The organism is Dechloromonas denitrificans, from assembly GCF_001551835.1.
Classification (GTDB): domain Bacteria; phylum Pseudomonadota; class Gammaproteobacteria; order Burkholderiales; family Rhodocyclaceae; genus Azonexus; species Azonexus denitrificans.
This window is the reverse complement of record NZ_LODL01000005.1, coordinates 132,171-148,436: the sequence shown is the minus strand read 5'-3', so window position 1 is coordinate 148,436 and position 16,266 is coordinate 132,171. Positions and strand designations below refer to the sequence as shown.

The 16,266-nt window shown below is 61.1% G+C and carries 17 protein-coding genes and 1 tRNA gene; 7 read left to right on the top strand and 11 right to left on the bottom strand.

Features of this window, described 5'->3' with window-relative positions:
- Positions 1 to 137 precede the first annotated feature (137 nt).
- The 6 genes from nifV to nifM are packed head-to-tail and all read left to right on the top strand — an operon-like array spanning position 138 to position 4,231.
- Positions 138 to 1,274, top strand: coding sequence for a homocitrate synthase (gene nifV / locus AT959_RS01580; RefSeq protein ID WP_066879891.1), 1,137 nt, complete (start codon positions 138 to 140; stop codon positions 1,272 to 1,274).
- The gene (gene cysE, locus AT959_RS01575; protein ID WP_205629806.1) at positions 1,267 to 2,043 is read left to right on the top strand and encodes a serine O-acetyltransferase; all 777 of its coding nucleotides are present in this window, start codon (positions 1,267 to 1,269) and stop codon (positions 2,041 to 2,043) included. The genes nifV and cysE overlap by 8 nt, the downstream gene beginning before the upstream one ends.
- Before the next feature lie 19 nt (positions 2,044 to 2,062).
- Positions 2,063 to 2,605, top strand: a complete 543-nt coding sequence (locus AT959_RS01570; protein WP_066879889.1) for a hypothetical protein — start codon at positions 2,063 to 2,065, stop codon at positions 2,603 to 2,605.
- Positions 2,606 to 2,615: 10 nt separating this feature from the next.
- The gene (nifW, locus tag AT959_RS01565) at positions 2,616 to 2,957 is read left to right on the top strand and encodes a nitrogenase-stabilizing/protective protein NifW (RefSeq protein ID WP_066879887.1); all 342 of its coding nucleotides are present in this window, start codon (positions 2,616 to 2,618) and stop codon (positions 2,955 to 2,957) included.
- Positions 2,954 to 3,412 carry a nitrogen fixation protein NifZ gene (locus AT959_RS01560; protein ID WP_240481659.1) on the top strand — a complete coding sequence of 153 codons (459 nt, stop codon included), beginning with the start codon at positions 2,954 to 2,956 and terminating at the stop codon, positions 3,410 to 3,412. The genes nifW and AT959_RS01560 overlap by 4 nt, the downstream gene beginning before the upstream one ends.
- Positions 3,413 to 3,415: 3 nt before the next feature.
- On the top strand, positions 3,416 to 4,231 hold the full coding sequence (nifM, locus tag AT959_RS01555; RefSeq protein WP_066879883.1) for a nitrogen fixation protein NifM: 816 nt from the start codon (positions 3,416 to 3,418) through the stop codon (positions 4,229 to 4,231).
- Between the two features lie 168 nt (positions 4,232 to 4,399).
- On the opposite strand, the gene AT959_RS01550 is transcribed toward nifM, so the two are convergent.
- Positions 4,400 to 4,476, bottom strand: a tRNA-Pro gene (locus AT959_RS01550).
- Positions 4,477 to 4,614: 138 nt separating this feature from the next.
- Here AT959_RS01550 and dksA point away from each other — a divergent pair.
- Positions 4,615 to 5,040, top strand: coding sequence for an RNA polymerase-binding protein DksA (gene dksA / locus AT959_RS01545; protein WP_066880248.1), 426 nt, complete (start codon positions 4,615 to 4,617; stop codon positions 5,038 to 5,040).
- A gap of 126 nt (positions 5,041 to 5,166) precedes the next feature.
- Here the strand turns inward: dksA and pnp are convergent, their stop codons facing one another.
- The 10 genes from pnp to AT959_RS01495 form a co-directional block, all read right to left on the bottom strand.
- Positions 5,167 to 7,317 (bottom strand): polyribonucleotide nucleotidyltransferase, encoded by a 2,151-nt coding sequence (pnp, locus tag AT959_RS01540; protein ID WP_066879881.1) that lies wholly within the window; start codon positions 7,315 to 7,317, stop codon positions 5,167 to 5,169.
- Positions 7,318 to 7,450: 133 nt separating this feature from the next.
- On the bottom strand, positions 7,451 to 7,720 hold the full coding sequence (rpsO, locus tag AT959_RS01535) for a 30S ribosomal protein S15 (RefSeq protein WP_066879878.1): 270 nt from the start codon (positions 7,718 to 7,720) through the stop codon (positions 7,451 to 7,453).
- Positions 7,721 to 7,822: 102 nt separating this feature from the next.
- Positions 7,823 to 8,722 carry a tRNA pseudouridine(55) synthase TruB gene (gene truB / locus AT959_RS01530; RefSeq protein ID WP_066879875.1) on the bottom strand — a complete coding sequence of 300 codons (900 nt, stop codon included), beginning with the start codon at positions 8,720 to 8,722 and terminating at the stop codon, positions 7,823 to 7,825.
- An 8-nt stretch (positions 8,723 to 8,730) separates the two neighbouring features.
- Positions 8,731 to 9,102 (bottom strand): 30S ribosome-binding factor RbfA, encoded by a 372-nt coding sequence (gene rbfA / locus AT959_RS01525; RefSeq protein ID WP_066879872.1) that lies wholly within the window; start codon positions 9,100 to 9,102, stop codon positions 8,731 to 8,733.
- Positions 9,102 to 11,831, bottom strand: a complete 2,730-nt coding sequence (gene infB, locus AT959_RS01520; RefSeq protein WP_066879870.1) for a translation initiation factor IF-2 — start codon at positions 11,829 to 11,831, stop codon at positions 9,102 to 9,104. Before infB ends, rbfA begins: the two co-directional genes overlap by 1 nt.
- Before the next feature lie 16 nt (positions 11,832 to 11,847).
- Positions 11,848 to 13,320, bottom strand: coding sequence for a transcription termination factor NusA (gene nusA / locus AT959_RS01515; protein WP_066879868.1), 1,473 nt, complete (start codon positions 13,318 to 13,320; stop codon positions 11,848 to 11,850).
- A 21-nt stretch (positions 13,321 to 13,341) separates the two neighbouring features.
- Entirely contained in the window at positions 13,342 to 13,782 is a 441-nt protein-coding gene (gene rimP, locus AT959_RS01510; protein WP_066879866.1) for a ribosome maturation factor RimP, read from the bottom strand.
- A 127-nt stretch (positions 13,783 to 13,909) separates the two neighbouring features.
- Positions 13,910 to 14,926, bottom strand: coding sequence for a 23S rRNA pseudouridine(2605) synthase RluB (gene rluB, locus AT959_RS01505; RefSeq protein WP_066879864.1), 1,017 nt, complete (start codon positions 14,924 to 14,926; stop codon positions 13,910 to 13,912).
- Positions 14,916 to 15,398, bottom strand: a complete 483-nt coding sequence (gene scpB / locus AT959_RS01500) for an SMC-Scp complex subunit ScpB (RefSeq protein ID WP_240481679.1) — start codon at positions 15,396 to 15,398, stop codon at positions 14,916 to 14,918. Before scpB ends, rluB begins: the two co-directional genes overlap by 11 nt.
- Positions 15,399 to 15,426: 28 nt before the next feature.
- Positions 15,427 to 16,266 carry a segregation and condensation protein A gene (locus AT959_RS01495; RefSeq protein WP_066879859.1) on the bottom strand — a complete coding sequence of 280 codons (840 nt, stop codon included), beginning with the start codon at positions 16,264 to 16,266 and terminating at the stop codon, positions 15,427 to 15,429.

Genomic DNA, 16,266 nt, shown 5'->3' with positions numbered 1-16,266 from the left:
CCGGCAAGCGCCGTCGGATGATTGTCGCATTCTCGACATTGAGCCCACATTCCGCCGGTCGACAATAAAAAACACCAACTTTTCAACACCTTAATGCTTGGCACCATCCTTGCTGCGAATGAGCCGAGGAGATTCCCATGACCCAGCCTTTCATCACCATCAACGACACCACCCTGCGCGACGGCGAACAGTCGGCCGGCGTGGCGTTCTCGCTCGATGAAAAACTGGAAATCGCCCGCCAGCTCGCCGCCATCGGCGTTCCCGAGCTGGAAGTCGGCATCCCGGCGATGGGCGACGAGGAACGCGCTTCGGTCCGTGCGGTCGCCGACCTCAAGTTGCCGCCCCGGCTGATGGTGTGGAGCCGCATGCACCTGGCCGACATCGCCGCCTGCGCCGACCTCGGCGCCCACCTGATCGACATTTCGGTGCCGGCCTCCGACCAGCACCTGGCCTACAAACTGAAGCAGGACCGCGCCTGGCTGCTGCGCGAACTGCCCAAATTCATCGGCGCCGCGCTCAGCCTCGGCCTCGAAGTCGGCCTCGGCTGCGAGGATGCATCGCGCGCCGACCTGAACTTCCTCTGCGCCCTGGCCGAAACCGCCGAACGGGCCGGCGCCCGCCGCCTGCGCTTCGCCGACACGCTGGGCATTCTCGAACCCTTCGGCACCTTCGAGCGGATCAGCACGCTGCGCCGCAACAGCGGCCTGGAAATCGAGATGCACGCCCACGACGATCTCGGCCTGGCCACCGCCAACACCCTGGCCGCCTGCAAGGCCGGCGCGACGCATGTCAATACGACGGTCAACGGCCTCGGCGAACGGGCCGGCAACGCGCCGCTCGAAGAAGTCGTGCTCGGCCTGAAGAAGCTGCACGGTATCGAAACCGGGGTCAATCTGCGCGGTTTCCCGGCGCTCTCCAGCCAGGTCGCCACCGCTTCCGGGCGGGCCGTACCGTGGCAGAAAAGCGTCGTCGGCGCCGGCGCCTTCACGCACGAGGCCGGCATCCACGTCGATGGCCTGTTGAAGCACCCGGACAACTACCAGGGTTTCGACCCGCAGGAAGTCGGCCAGTCGCACCGCATCGTCCTCGGCAAGCATTCCGGCTCGCGCGCCGTGCAAGTCGTCTATGCCGGCCTCGGCCTGACCGTCGATGACAGCGAAGCCCATGCCCTGCTGCCGCGCGTCCGCAATTTCGTCGCCGAACACAAACACCCGCCGGAAACGCCCGATCTTCGGGCGCTGCTGGCCTCCGTCCGGAGCCAACTCCATGTCTGAAGCGATCACCATGACAGCAAGCCTCACCGCCACGCCGGGCCTCTGGGCAATCCTCAAGGAAGACCTGGCCTGCGTTTTCCAGCGCGACCCGGCGGCCCGCTCGACACTGGAGGTGCTGACCACCTACCCCGGCGTCCATGCCGTGCTCACCCATCGCCTGTCGCACCGACTGTGGCAGACCGGCTGGCGCTTTCCGGCCCGCTTCCTGTCCTTTCTCGGCCGGACGCTGACCAATGTCGACATCCACCCCGGCGCCACCATCGGCCGCCGCTTCTTTATCGACCATGGCGCCTGCGTCGTGATCGGCGAAACCGCCGAAGTCGGTAACGATGTCACGCTTTACCACGGCGTCACCCTCGGCGGCACCTCATGGAACAAGGGCAAGCGCCACCCGACGCTGGCCGACGGCGTCGTCGTCGGGGCCGGCGCCAAGATCCTCGGCCCGATCTGCATCGGTGAACGCGTCCGTGTCGGCGCCAACTCGGTGGTGGTCAAGGATGTACCGGCCGACCGCACCGTGGTCGGCGTCCCCGGCCGCATCGTCGATACCCGGGCCGGCAGCGCCCGCCCGGAAAACGGCATCAGCCTCGACCACAATCTGCTGCCCGACCCGGTTGCCAAGTCGATCGCCTGCCTGATCGAACGCATCGAAATCCTCGAAAAGGAATTGGCCGAAGTCCGCCACCAACCGCCGCCGGCCGATCACAGCGGCCAATGTCAAACCTGTTCGGCCGGTGACTTGTGCTGCGAGCACGAGTCCATGCACTGAGAACGGATACCAATACGCCATGGACCTGCTCGATTTCTCCGACTGCAAACTCTATTTCGAGGAGCCGCTACCGGCCGAGGCCGAGCGCCTGATCGCCCAGGCAGCCAGCGAGTACGGCGAGGCGACGGCCGAAATGGCCCTGCTGCGCGCCCACCTGCTCGCCCCGGAGAACCTGACGGTGCTGGTCGGCCTCTATCGTTACTACTTCTACCAGCATCGCCTCGAAGACGCGCTGATCGTCGCCGAGCGCGCCATGCAACTGTCCGGCCGCCACCTTGGCCTGCCGACCGACTGGAACCTGCTTGACGAAACCCGGCTCGGCTCGGCCGCCGCCAACTCCTTCGGCCTGCTTCGCTTTTACCTGCTGGCCCTGAAGGCCGCCAGCGTCGTGCTGCTCCGCCTTGGCAAAATCGCCGCCTCGCGCGCCCGCCTGATCAAGCTGGCCGGCCTCGACAGCCGCGACCAACTCGGCGCCGGCAAGCTGCTCGAAGTGGTCGACGAATTCCAGGGCAGCTGCGACGACACTGCCCCCCATCCCGAACTTCAACTTGTAGCCGCCTGAGGAAATCATCATGGAAGATACCCTGACCCTTGCCGAAGCCATGGAAGACCTGGTTTCCGCCGAAGACTTTCTCGATTACTTCGAGGTTCCCTACGAAGCCAGCATCGTGCATGTGAACCGCCTGCACATCCTGCAGCGCTTCCACGACTACCTGGCCAAGCAGGCGCCCAACCTGCCGCCGGAAGAGGAGCTGCAGCGCGGCATCTACCGCCTGTGGCTGGAACGCGCCTACAAGGATTTCGTGACTTCCGACTCGCTGACCGAAAAGGTCTTCGCCGTCTTCCAGCACGTCGCCAAGCCGGATGGCGGGATGAGCTCCTTCGTCTCGCTCGACAAGGTGTTCCGGCAATGATGGACGCCCGCTGGGACTACGGTGAGCCGGTGCGCCTCACCCGCAACGTCCGCAACGACGGCACCTACCCCGGCCTCGACCCCGGCGAACCCCTGGTCCGCCGCGGCAGCATCGGCTACGTCGTCGATGTCGGGACCTTTTTGCAGGACCAGATCATCTACTCGGTGAATTTTCTCGACGAAGGCAAGATCGTCGGTTGCCGGGAAGAGGAACTGATCGGCGCCGACGATCCGTGGACCCCGTCGCGCTTCGAGTTCCGCGAGAAGGTGCGCTCGGCCAAGGGCCTCGCCGTCGGCGGCGAGGTGCTGGTCGCCCTTGGCGCCATCGGCGAGGTCATCAAGGTGATTCGCGATGCGCCGGGCGGCGTCGCCTACCACATCCACTTCGACAGCCTGCCGGGCCGCGTCCTGCAAATCCCGGAAGACGCCCTGGAAGCCACCGAAACAAAGGACTGAACGATGCAGCACGGCTACCTTGAACTGAAACTTTCCTGGGAGCTCTTCAAGAAAGCTCCGGAAACGCTCTCCGAACCCGAGCGCAACCGGCTGGGCGAGGTTGCCGCCAAGCAGAACGGCATCGAGCAGCGCATCCTGGCCAGTCCGCAGGCGGCCAATGTCATCGTCCCCGAGGCGACGCTGGCCACCCGCCTGGGCGAGGTTCGCCAGCGCTACGCCAGCGAGGACGACTACCTGCAGGATCTCGAGCGTAACGGCCTCAACGCGGCCACTCTGGGCGACGCCGTCGAGCGCGACCTGCGGGTCGAGGCGGTGCTCGAAAAAGTCGCCGCCGGCGCCGCCACGGTCAGCGCGGTCGATGCCGAAATCTACTACCGGCTCCACCCGGAAGCCTTCGACCGCCCCGAGGCCCGGCGCCTGAGCCATATCCTGATCACCTTCGACAATCCGCAACAGAAGGTCAAGGTCCTCAAGCAACTCGAAGCCCTGCGGTCGACCGTCGAAAACACCCATAAATTCGCCGAGGCCGCGCTGCGCCATTCGCAATGCCCGACCGCGATGGAAAAGGGCCTGCTCGGCGTCGTCAAGCGCGGCCAGCTCTACAAGGAACTGGAACCGGCCGCCTTTGCGCTGGACGCCGGCGAAGTCAGTGCCGTACTCGAATCGCCGATCGGCCTGCACATCCTGCGCTGTGACGAAATACTGCCGAGCGGCCTGCTGCCGTTTGCCGAAGTGCGGGAAAAAATCATCGAACGCCTGACCGAGAAGCGCCGCCGCGAGGCCCAGCGCGAATGGATCCGGCAGCTCCTTGCCCGCTAGGCCGATGAGCGAAACGCAGTATGGGGCAGCCCTCGGCCAAGCAGCCGGAAAGACAGCAGAATGTTCGACCGGAAACGATACGGGACGGGGCCTGGGCCGCTGTTCCTGTCGACATCCGGGAACAGACTACGGCAGAAAACAAAAAACGGCCGAAAGGCCGTTTAATGTTGGTCGGGGCGGTGGGATTCGAACTCACGACCCTCTGCTCCCAAAGCAGATGCGCTACCAGACTGCGCTACGCCCCGACACGAGAGCCGGCATTCTAACACCTCGCGGAAATCCGCACCAGATCAATGGCCTATATTCTGCAAAGAAAGATTCCTTGCAGGAACGCCGCCTTTCTGATATTTAATCGCTTTTTTGGTCTCTGGGACGCACAACAAATGGCAGAAGAACTGCTTCACAAACATTTCGCACCGTACGAACCCAAAGCGGGCGAAGACTATATGAGCACCAAGCAACTGGCGCACTTCCGCAAGATTCTCGAGACCCTCAAAAAAGAATTGAGCGAAGACATCGACCGCACCGTGCATACGATGCAGGACGAAGCGACAGTGTTTGCCGACCCGAATGACCGGGCCAGCCAGGAAACCGACATCGCCATCGAACTGCGCAATCGCGACCGCGAACGCAAGCTGATCAAGAAGATCGACGAAACCCTGGTCACCATCGAAAGCGGCGACTACGGCTTCTGCAACAAGTGCGGCGTCGAGATCGGCATCAAGCGCCTGGAAGCGCGCCCGACCGCCACCCTGTGCATCGACTGCAAGACGCTCGACGAAATGAAGGAAAGACAGATGGCGAAGTAATCCGCCACCGGCAGTGCTGCGGTCGACCTCGGGGAAAACCGCAAAAAGCAAAGGGCACCTTCCGGTGCCCTTTTGTTTTGCCGCTAATGCCGGCCCCCACCGCAGCAGGGGCCGGCAAACAGGCAATTACATCTGCGGTTGCTGAACTTCAGCTTGCGGTGCAGCAGCCGGCTGGGCAGCAGCGCCTTCTTCGGCGGCAACAGCCTTCATCGACAGCTTGACGCGGCCGCGGTCGTCGGTCTCGAGAACCTTGACGCGAACGATCTGGCCTTCCTTGACGTAGTCTTCGACCTTGTTGACGCGTTCCTGGGCGATCTGGGAGATGTGCAGCAGACCATCCTTGCCCGGCAGCACGGAAACGATCGCACCGAAGTCGAGGATCTTCAGCACGGTACCTTCGTAGATCTTGCCGATCTCGACTTCCGCCGTAATCGCATCGATCCGGGCGCGGGCCGCAGCAGCGGCTTCGGCACTGCTCGAAGCGATGGTGATCGTACCGTCGTCCTGGATATCGATCGTCGTGCCGGTTTCTTCGGTCAGGGCACGGATAACCGCACCACCCTTACCGATGACGTCACGGATCTTTTCCGGGTTGATCTTGAAGGTGTACAGACGCGGCGCGTAAGCCGACATCTCTTCACGCGGACCGGCGGCCGATTCCTGCATCAGGCCGAGGATGTGCAGACGGGCTTCCTGGGCTTGAGCCAGTGCCACCTGCATGATTTCCTTGGTGATGCCCTGGATCTTGATGTCCATCTGCAGGGCGGTGATACCACCGGTCGTGCCGGCCACCTTGAAGTCCATGTCGCCGAGGTGATCTTCGTCACCCAGGATGTCGGTCAGCACGGCGAAACGGTTGCCGTCCTTGATCAAGCCCATGGCGATACCGGCAACGTGCGACTTGAGGGGCACGCCGGCATCCATCAGCGCCAGACAGCCGCTACAGACGGAAGCCATCGACGAAGAACCGTTGGACTCGGTGATTTCGGAAACGACACGCATCGAGTACGAGAAATCTTCCGGCTTCGGCAGCACGGCGAGCAGCGCGCGCTTGGCCAGACGACCGTGACCGATTTCGCGACGCTTCGGCGTACCGACGCGGCCACATTCGCCCGTGGCGTACGGGGGCATGTTGTAGTGCAGCATGAAGCGGTCGCGGTACTCACCAGCCAGTGCGTCGATGATCTGCTCGTCGCGGTTGGTACCAAGGGTGGCGACAGCCAGGGCCTGGGTTTCGCCACGGGTGAACAGAGCCGAACCGTGGGTGCGCGGCAGGACGCCGGAACGCATGACGATCGGACGCACGGTGCGGGTATCGCGACCGTCGATACGCGGGGCACCCGACAAGATGCGACCACGGACGATGCCGGCTTCGATTTCGAAGAACAGGTTGCCGACGGTGTTTTCGTCCGGTGCACCTTCTTCACCGGTGCACAGGGCGGCAACGGCTTCAGCACGGATGACCTTGACGGCCTGGCTGCGCGTCTGCTTGACGGTGATGTTGTAGGCTTCTTCCAGCTTGGCGGCGACCAGCTCACCCAGACGGGCGACCAGCGCTTCGTCCTTGGCCGGGGCTTGCCATTCCCATTCCGGTTTGCCAGCTTCTTCAACCAGTTCGTTGATGGCGTTGATCGCCTTCTGCATTTCGGTGTGACCGAAAACGACAGCGCCGAGCATGACTTCTTCGGACAACTGGTCGGCCTCGGATTCAACCATCAACACGGCGGCTTCGGTACCGGCGACCACCAGGTCGAGCTGGCTGGTCTTCAGTTGGCTGAGGGTCGGGCACAGCACGTACTGGCCGTCGATATAGCCAACGCGGGCCGCACCGATCGGGCCGTTGAACGGCACGCCGGAGATGGCCAGGGCGGCAGAGGCACCGAGCAGGGCCGGGATATCGGAATCAACTTCCGGATTCAGCGACATCACCGTGGCGATGACCTGGACTTCGTTGTAGAAGCCTTCCGGGAACAGCGGGCGGATCGGGCGGTCGATCAGGCGGCAGGTCAGCGTTTCCTTTTCGGAAGGACGGCCTTCGCGCTTGAAGAAGCCACCGGGGATACGGCCGGCAGCGTAAACTTTTTCCTGGTAATCAACGGTCAGCGGGAAGAAATCCTGACCCGGCTTGGCGCTCTTGGCAGCGACGACGGTAACCAGAACGACGGTTTCTTCCATGGAAACGAGAACGGCACCGCCAGCCTGGCGGGCGATTTCGCCGGTTTCAATGGTGACCTGATGGTCGCCATAGGCGAAGGTTTTTTTCACGACATTAAACATAATTTCCTTTCACTCTCATCACAATAAACAACGATTTATCAACAACTTACAATCAACAACAAAACACTACGACAAAAAACAAAAAAAGCGGCCGGGAAACTTCCGGGCCGCTCTTGCGTGGCTTCGTTCTGCCTTACTTGCGCAGACCGAGGCGGGTAATCAGGGCACGGTAAGAATCGACGTTCTTGCCCTTCAGGTAATCCAACAGCTTGCGACGCTGGGAAACCAGGCGCAGCAGACCACGACGCGAGTGGTGATCCTTGGTGTGTTCCTTGAAGTGCGGCGTCAGATCGTTAATGCGGGCGGTCAGCAGAGCGATCTGCACTTCCGGCGAACCGGTGTCGCCTTGGGCGCGCTGGAATTCGGCAACGATGCCGGCTTTGACTTCAGTGGTGAATGCCATTTCAAACTCTCTTTCATGGTTACGACGCCGCCCCGGTTTGATAGAGCCAGCGCCAGTTTAAAAAACCTCCTGTTGGCGACAGGAAGCCGTGGAGTATATCAGTTAATCGGCCAATTGAACCAGGCGTTTCGGCCACAGACGTCCGCTCTGCCCCGGTTCGCCGATGCCGATCAGGCGGCTGCCTTCATAAACCCGGATCTTCCCGTCCAGGCCGGGCGGCAGATCGATCGGGTTGCCATGGCGAAAACGCATCGCTGCCTCGCCTTCGACGGTCAGTACCGGCAGTGTATGCAGCAAGGCATCGACCGGCTGCAGATAAGCCAGCCGCTCGCTCTCATCGAGCGCCGCCAGTTCGTCCAGCGTCACCGAGCCCTGCAGGCTCAGATCGCCGACCACCGTCCGCCGCAAGGCAGCCAGATGCGCACCGCAACCGAGCACGGCACCGAGATCGGCCGCCAGCACGCGAATATAGGTTCCCTTGCTGCAGGCCACACGCAGCGTCAGGCTGTCGCCGACAAATGCAAGCACTTCAAGGGCGTGAATGGTGACCGCTCGCGGCTCGCGCTCGACCTCGATTCCCTGCCGCGCCAGTTCGTAAAGCGGCCGGCCGTCGCGCTTGAGCGCCGAATGCATCGGCGGGATCTGCTGGATGTCGCCGGTGAACTGCGGCAGCGCCTTGAAAACAGCCTCGGCCGAGACGTTGACCGCAGCTGTCGCTGTGATGGCGCCTTCGGCATCGCCGGAATCGGTGGTTACGCCGAGCTTGAGGACCGCTTCGTAAGTCTTGTCGGCATCGAGCAGGTCGGCCGAGAACTTGGTCGCCTCACCGAAGCACAAGGGCAGCAAGCCGGTTGCCAGCGGATCGAGGGTTCCGGTATGACCGCCCTTGGCCGCCGAAAACAGGCGACGCGCCTTTTGTAGCGCATCGTTGGAAGAAAGGCCGATGGGTTTGTCGAGCAAAAGAACGCCATCGACCCGTTTCCAGGTCTTTTTGACTTGCATGCGGGGAATTACTCTTCCGGCGTCTGATCGCTCAGCGCATTGGCCTGATCGATCAGCAGCGACAAGCTGGCGCCGCGCTCGATGGAGTTGTCGTAAACGAAATGCAGCTCGGGCAAGGTATGGATATGAATCCGCCGCCCCAACTCACGCCGCAGGAAACCGGAAGCGCGCTTCAGGCCACGCTCGATCTCCTCCAGATGCTCGGCATTGAGCGTCGCGTAAAACACCTTGGCGTGGGCGTAATCCGGTGTCAGCTCGACAGCCGTCAGGCTGATCATGCCAACACGCGGATCCTTCAACTCCGTACGAATCAGATCGGCAAGGTCGCGGCGCACCTGCTCCGCGACCCGATCACTACGCTGAAAACCTTTTTTCTTCATTACAGCGAGCGAGCCACTTCCTGAATTTCGTAGACCTCGAGGTGGTCACCAACTTGAATGTCGTTGTTGTTCTTGAGCGACAGACCACATTCGAAATTGCTACGAACTTCCTTGACGTCATCCTTGAAGCGCTTGAGCGAGTCGAGCTCGCCATCCCACTGGACAACATTGTTGCGCAACAGACGGATACGCGAATTGCGCTTGACGAGACCTTCCAGCACATAACAGCCCGCAATCGCGCCAACCTTGGATACGTTGAAGACCTGGCGAATCTCGACCATACCGGTGATCTGCTCGCGCTTTTCAGGCGACAGCATGCCGGACAGCGCAGACTTGACTTCATCAACGGCGTCATAAATCACGTTGTAGTAACGGATATCGACCCCGAAGGTTTCGGCCAGCTTGCGGGCGCCGGCATCGGCACGGGTATTGAAGCCGATGATGACCGCACCGGAAGCCTGCGCCAGATTGACGTCGGATTCGGTAATGGCACCGACGGCACCGTGAATGACATTGACTCGAACTTCTTCGTTGGCCAGCTTGGCCAGGGTCTGCACCAGCGCTTCCTGCGAACCTTGCACGTCGGCCTTGACGATCAGGGCCAGCGTCTTGATCTCGCCCTCTTCCATCTGCTGGAACATGTTTTCGAGCTTGGCAGCCTGCTGCTTGGCCAGCTTGACGTCGCGGAACTTGCCTTGGCGGAACAAGGCGATTTCACGCGCTTTCTTTTCGTCAGCCAGCACGATCGCTTCTTCACCAGCGGCCGGCACATCGGACAGGCCGAGGATTTCGACCGGGATGGACGGGCCAGCTTCGTTGATCGGCTTGCCGTTCTCGTCGAGCATGGCACGCACGCGACCGAAGACCTGACCAGCCAGCACGACATCGCCGCGCTTCAAGGTACCGGAAGTGACCAGCATCGTCGCCACCGCACCGCGCCCCTTGTCGAGACGGGCTTCGATGATCAGGCCCTTGGCCGGCGCATCCTTCTGCGCGGTCAATTCGAGAATTTCGGCTTGCAGCAGCACCTGCTCGAGCAGTTCGTCGATACCAGTACCCTTCTTGGCGGAAACCGGCACGAACGGCGAATCGCCGCCGTACTCTTCCGGAATGACGCCCTCGGTCACCAGTTCCTGCTTAACGCGATCCGGGTTGGCATCCGGCTTGTCCATCTTGTTGATCGCAACGACCAGCGGCACACCGGCCGCCTTGGCGTGGTGGATGGCTTCCTTGGTCTGCGGCATCACGCCGTCATCGGCCGCAACGACCAGGATGACGATGTCAGTGGCCTTGGCACCGCGGGCTCGCATCGCCGTGAAGGCTTCGTGACCCGGAGTATCGAGGAAGGTCACCATACCGCGCTCGGTTTCGACGTGATAGGCACCGATGTGCTGGGTAATGCCGCCGGCTTCGCCGGAGGCAACCTTGGCGCGACGGATGTAGTCGAGCAGCGAGGTCTTGCCATGGTCAACGTGACCCATGACAGTGACGACCGGAGCACGATGCTCAAGCGGCACATCCTTGTGTTCAACACCTTGAGTAACCTCGAGGAAAGCGTCCGGATCGTCCAGTTTGGCGGCAACGCCCTTGTGACCCATCTCCTCGACGACAATGATTGCGGTTTCCTGGTCCAACACCTGATTGATGGTGACCATGGAGCCCATCTTCATCATGGCCTTGATCACTTCGGTGGCCTTGACCGCCATCTTGTGGGCCAGATCGGCGACGGAAATCGTTTCCGGGATATGCACTTCCCGGACGACCGGCTCGGTCGGCGCCTGGAAGCTGCCCTGACCGTCGTCGCCGCCCTTGCTGGCGTGCTTCTTGTGACCGTGGCGACCATCTTTCCACGAGGTACCGACATCGGAACCACGGGTCTTGATGCCCGGCTTTTTCTTGCCGTCATCGGCCCGGCCGTTGCCGGCCTTCTTGCCCGGGGCATCCGGTTTCTTGTGCAGCGTCCCTTTCTCGGTCGGCACTTCCTGAGTCTTCGCTTGGGCAGCAGCCTGCTGCTTGGCCTGCTCGGCTTCCTTGGCGGCGATGGCAGCGGCTTCGGCCTGCTGGCGCATGCGCACCAGTTCGGCTTCACGCGCCTGCTTCTGCTTCAGTTCGCGTTCCTGAATTTCACGCAGCTGGCTGTAGCGACGCGCTTCCTGCTCGCGTGCCTTGAGCTCCTTCTCGCCAATGATCGCGGCACGATCAAGAACGACCGGTGCAGGCTTTTCGACGACTGCCTCGGCCGGCGCTTCGACAACTGGCTCGATGACTTCTTCGACAACCGGCTCGGGAACGATCTCGACAACCGGCTCAACGATCGGCTCCGGCTCGGGAATGACTTCCGGCTCGGGCACGATCTCGACGACCGGCTCGACCACTGGTTCGGCCAGCGCCGACAGATCAGCAGCATCGGTCACAGCTTCCGGGTGCTCACCCAGTTCGCGCTTGACGAGGACGCGTTTCTTGCGGACTTCAACCTGAACGGTACGGGCCCGACCATGCGCATCGGTCGCCTTGATTTCCGAGGTCTGCTTGCGGGTCAGCGTGATTTTGGTCTGCGACTCGTCACCATGCGCCCGGCGCAGGTAATCGAGCAGACGTGCCTTGTCCTGATCGGTCAGGGAATCGTTGCTACCAGCCTTGCCGACACCGGCCTTGCCCAATTGCTCGAGCAGGGCCGCGACCGGCATTTTGAGTTCAACAGCAAATTGCGAAACAGTTGTTGCGGACATACTTCCTACCTCCCGCTCACTCAAACCAGTGAGCACGTGCCTTCAGAATAATTTCCTTGGCACGCTCTTCGTCGATGCCGGTCATTTCCGTCAGTTCATCTACCGCCAGTTCAGCGAGATCATCCCGCGTCTTGACGTCGTGACTGGCCAATTTCGCGGCCAGCTCCTTGTTCATGCCTTCCAGACCCATCAGGTCGTCGGACACGTTTTCCAGCTGCTCTTCCGTGGCAATTGCCTCGGTCAACAGCACGTTACGGGCACGGTTACGCAGCTCGTTAACGATTTCCTCATCCAGCCCCTCGATTTCGAGCATTTCGGCCAGCGGCACATAGGCCACTTCCTCCAGCGTCGAGAAGCCCTCTTCGATCAGCAGATCGGCCAGTTCTTCGTCGATATCCAGCTTTTCCATGAAGGTGACGCGGGTCACCGCGTATTCCGCCTCGGAACGCTTGGCCGACTCGTCCTGCGTCATCAGGTTGATGGTCCAGCCGGTCAGCTCTGAAGCCAGGCGGACATTCTGACCGCTCCGACCAATGGCGATGGCCAGATTGTCTTCATCGACGACAACGTCCATGACATGCTTTTCCTCATCAACGACGATGGAGGAAACTTCGGCCGGCGACAGGGCACCAATCACGAACTGGGCCGGGTCAGCCGACCACAGCACGATATCGATGTTCTCGCCACCGATTTCGTTACGCACGGCAGTGACACGGGAGCCACGCAGACCGACACAAGTACCGATCGGATCAACGCGTGGGTCGTTCGACTTGACGGCAATCTTGGCCCGCATACCGGGGTCGCGGGCACAGGCCTTCAACTCCATCAGGCCATCGGCGATTTCCGGCACTTCCATATCGAACAGGCGGATGACAAATTCCGGCGCCGTCCGCGACAAGATGATCTGTGGACCACGGGCATTACGGTCGATACGCAGCAGGTAGGCACGAATGCGGTCACCGACGCGCAGATTTTCCTTGGGGATCATCTGATCGCGCGGCAGCAGGGCTTCGATCTTGCCGGCTTCGACAATGGCGTTGCCACGCTCCATGCGCTTGATGGTGCCGGATACGACATGCTCCTTGCGATCCAGGAAATCGGCCAAAATCTGCTCGCGCTCGGCATCGCGGATTTTTTGCAGGATGACCTGCTTGGCCGCCTGCGCACCAATCCGACCAAAATCGATTGGCTCCAACGCTTCTTCAAGCGTATCGCCGGCTTCGATTTCCGGATCCTCCTTCAGGGCATCGGAGAGCGGCACCTGCAGGTACTCATTGACGTATTCGTTGTCGGCTACGACCTGCCAGCGACGGAAGGACTCGAAGTTCCCGGTATTGCGGTCAATGGAGACACGAACATCGGCCTCGTCATGGATACGCTTCTTGGTCGCCGAAGCGAGCGCCAGTTCGAGGGCGCCAAAGACGATTTCCTTGCCGACGTTCTTTTCGCGGGCCAGTGCATCGACCAGCAGCAACATTTCACGGCTCATGGGCTAAAACCTCCTAGTCCTTCAGTCGAATCGCGGCACGAGACGTGCCTTTTCGATGTTATTAAATTCGAGTTCCACTTCATCTTTTTCCAGACGCAGGCCGACCTTGCCATCCTTGCAGCCAAGCAACTCGCCCTGAAAATTGCGGCGGCCACCATGCGGAATGCGCAACTTGATCTGGATATCCTGCCCGGCGAAGCGCTCGAAATCTTCCGCCTTCTTGACGACGCGATCCAGGCCCGGCGAAGAAATCTCCAGCCGATCAAAATCGATGTTCTCGACTTCGAAGACGCGCGACAACTGGTTGGAAACCTTGGCGCAATCCTCGACATCAATCCCGCTCTCCTTTTCGGGGAGATCGATGAAGACGCGGATCGTCCGACCGCGCGGCGACATCTCGACATCGACGAGTTCATAACCCAGACCAACTACGGTCGTTTCAAGCAGCGTGTTTAAATCCATAGCCACAAATAAAAAATGGGCGAAACGCCCACCTCAAGAAAGAAGATGCCTCGCCAGAAACGACGAGAGGAACAAACCCGTGAATTATAACGAGTTTACTCCTCCCCGTAAATGAACCCGGCCGACTTTATGCGTTCTCGGGAAGCTCGGCTGCCGGTTTGAGCGATTTCTCAAGTTCGCGCATAAAAACCTTGACTTCCGCCTCCTCCAGTTCGCGTACACGACCGCGTTTCAGTTGCGGCGGCAGGCCGAACGGGCCGTAACGGACGCGAATCAGGCGACTGACCGTGCAATTGACTGCCTCGAACATCCGGCGCACTTCGCGATTGCGACCTTCAAACAGCGTCACGTGGTACCAGTGATTGGCCCCCTCGCCGCCACGGTCTTCCAAAGAGGCAAAACTGGCTGGACCGTCTTCCAGCTCAACGCCGCTCAATAGCAACCGCTTCGACTCATCGCTCAACACCCCCAGAACACGGACGGCGTACTCGCGGACCAGCTCCGAACTCGGATGCATCAGCTTGTTGGCCAGTTCGCCCGAGGTCGTAAACAGCAGCAGACCCGAGGTATTGAAGTCGAGACGCCCGACGGCAATCCATCGCCCACCACGAATGCGCGGCAGCGCGCTGAAGACCGATGGCCGACCATCCGGATCGTCGCGCGAAACGATTTCGCCTTCCGGCTTGTGATACATGACGACGCGCGGTGTCCTGGTCGTCGTGAAGCGCAAATTGACCAGGCGGCCGCCGATCTTGACCTTGTCGGTCGGGATCACGCTTTGCCCGAGTTGCGCCGTCACGCCATTGACGCTGATCCGGCCGGCGGCGATCCACTCCTCCATTTCGCGTCGCGAACCGATGCCGGCCTGGGCCAGCACCTTTTGCAAGCGTTCCGGCTTGGATTCGAGCAAGGCTTTGCCGTTGCGGCCAACGGTGCCGCGGTTGGCCCGCCCGGACTGCGGCCCCAGACGCTGGCGCTTCGGCTTGGCGACCGGCTCGCCGGCCGGCGCCTCGTCGGTGCCGTGCTGCGGAGCTTTGCCGCGCACGGCGCCCCGGCTGCGGTCGACGCCGTTTTCCGGGCGATTTTCGGGGCCGCCCTCGCCCTTGGCGGGCGATTGACGGAAAGGCGTACGTTTATTTTTCATGGTTCAGCTCCAGTGTCTGGCTGATTTGTTCGAGCGGCGGCAGTTCGCTGACGCTACGCAAGCCCAGATCATCAAGAAATTGTTTGGTCGTGGCAAACAGTGCCGGCCGACCGGGCGTCTCGCGATGTCCGACAACGTCGATCCAGCCGCGTTCTTCCAGTGTTTTGACGACATTGCTATTGACCGCCACACCGCGGATTTCCTCAATGTCGCCACGGGTGACCGGTTGCCGGTAAGCAATGATGGCCAGCGTTTCCAGCATCGCCCGCGAGTACTTCGGTGGCTTTTCCGGATTCAGCCGCTCCAGGTAAGGCAGGTATTCGGCCCGCGTCCGGAAACGCCAGCCGGAAGCAAGCTGGATCAGTTCGACCGGGCGTTTGGCATACTCGGCACGCAACTGGTCGAGCAGTTTGCGCAAGGTATCGGTCGACAATTCGTCATCGAACATCTTGCGCAACTCGAGCGGTGTCATCGGCTCGCGAGCGGCGAGCAACGCCGCTTCAAGCACTTTCTTGACTAGGCTCGGTTCCACCTTGATGCACTCTCACGTAAATGGGCTGAAACGCCTCGGTTTGGGTAAATTCGACCAGTTTTTCGCGGGCCAGCTCGAGCATGGCAAGAAAATGCACGACCAGGCCGGGCGCTCCCATCGCCGGATCGAACATGGTTTCAAACTGGACAAAACCGCCGCGTTCCTGCAAAAGGCGCAGGATAATGCCCATATGTTCGCGAACCGACAACTCTTCGCGACTGATCTTGTGATTCTTGGTCAGCCTGGCCTGGCGCACGATGCTCATCCAGGCCTCTTTCAGATCCTCGACCGAAACCTCCGGCAGACGGACATAAAGCGATTTTTCGACCAGGGTTTCGACCCAGAAGAACTCGCGCTCGGCCTGCGGCATTTCGTTCAGATTCTGGCCGGCGAGCTTCATCTGCTCGTATTCCATCAAGCGACGAACCAGTTCGGCGCGCGGATCTTCACCATCGTCGCCCTCGCCCAGCTTCGGGCGCGGCAGCAGCATGCGCGACTTGATCTCGATCAGCATCGCCGCCATCACCAGATATTCTGCAGCCAGCTCCAGATTGCTGGCCTGCATGCCGTCGATATAGTCGAGATATTGCCGGGTCAGCGGCGCCATCGGAATATCGAGGATATCGACGTTGGCCTTGCGAATCAGGTAAAGCAGCAGGTCGAGCGGCCCCTCGAAGGCATCGAGCATGACTTCGAGAGCGTCCGGCGGGATGTACAAATCCTGCGGCAGAGTCTGCATTGCCTCGCCGTAGATGCGGGCGACAGGCACGAAAAGCTCTGCCTGAGGGACGTCGACCGCAAGATTCAT

Excerpts from the sequence above, each read along its gene's own strand:
- rpsO (WP_066879878.1), bottom strand. The coding sequence starts at position 7,720 with ATGGCATTCACCACTGAAGTCAAAGCCGGCATCGTTGCCGAATTCCAG.
- scpB (WP_240481679.1), bottom strand. The coding sequence starts at position 15,398 with ATGACACCGCTCGAGTTGCGCAAGATGTTCGATGACGAATTGTCGACC.
- pnp (WP_066879881.1), bottom strand. The coding sequence starts at position 7,317 with ATGTTTAATGTCGTGAAAAAAACCTTCGCCTATGGCGACCATCAGGTC.
- nusA (WP_066879868.1), bottom strand. The coding sequence starts at position 13,320 with ATGAGCCGTGAAATGTTGCTGCTGGTCGATGCACTGGCCCGCGAAAAG.
- AT959_RS01495 (WP_066879859.1), bottom strand. The coding sequence starts at position 16,266 with ATGAATCTTGCGGTCGACGTCCCTCAGGCAGAGCTTTTCGTGCCTGTC.
- dksA (WP_066880248.1), top strand. The coding sequence starts at position 4,615 with ATGGCAGAAGAACTGCTTCACAAACATTTCGCACCGTACGAACCCAAA.
- rluB (WP_066879864.1), bottom strand. The coding sequence starts at position 14,926 with ATGAAAAATAAACGTACGCCTTTCCGTCAATCGCCCGCCAAGGGCGAG.
- truB (WP_066879875.1), bottom strand. The coding sequence starts at position 8,722 with ATGCAAGTCAAAAAGACCTGGAAACGGGTCGATGGCGTTCTTTTGCTC.
- AT959_RS01570 (WP_066879889.1), top strand. The coding sequence starts at position 2,063 with ATGGACCTGCTCGATTTCTCCGACTGCAAACTCTATTTCGAGGAGCCG.
- nifV (WP_066879891.1), top strand. The coding sequence starts at position 138 with ATGACCCAGCCTTTCATCACCATCAACGACACCACCCTGCGCGACGGC.
- nifM (WP_066879883.1), top strand. The coding sequence starts at position 3,416 with ATGCAGCACGGCTACCTTGAACTGAAACTTTCCTGGGAGCTCTTCAAG.
- AT959_RS01560 (WP_240481659.1), top strand. The coding sequence starts at position 2,954 with ATGATGGACGCCCGCTGGGACTACGGTGAGCCGGTGCGCCTCACCCGC.
- infB (WP_066879870.1), bottom strand. The coding sequence starts at position 11,831 with ATGTCCGCAACAACTGTTTCGCAATTTGCTGTTGAACTCAAAATGCCG.
- rimP (WP_066879866.1), bottom strand. The coding sequence starts at position 13,782 with ATGGATTTAAACACGCTGCTTGAAACGACCGTAGTTGGTCTGGGTTAT.
- cysE (WP_205629806.1), top strand. The coding sequence starts at position 1,267 with ATGTCTGAAGCGATCACCATGACAGCAAGCCTCACCGCCACGCCGGGC.
- rbfA (WP_066879872.1), bottom strand. The coding sequence starts at position 9,102 with ATGAAGAAAAAAGGTTTTCAGCGTAGTGATCGGGTCGCGGAGCAGGTG.
- nifW (WP_066879887.1), top strand. The coding sequence starts at position 2,616 with ATGGAAGATACCCTGACCCTTGCCGAAGCCATGGAAGACCTGGTTTCC.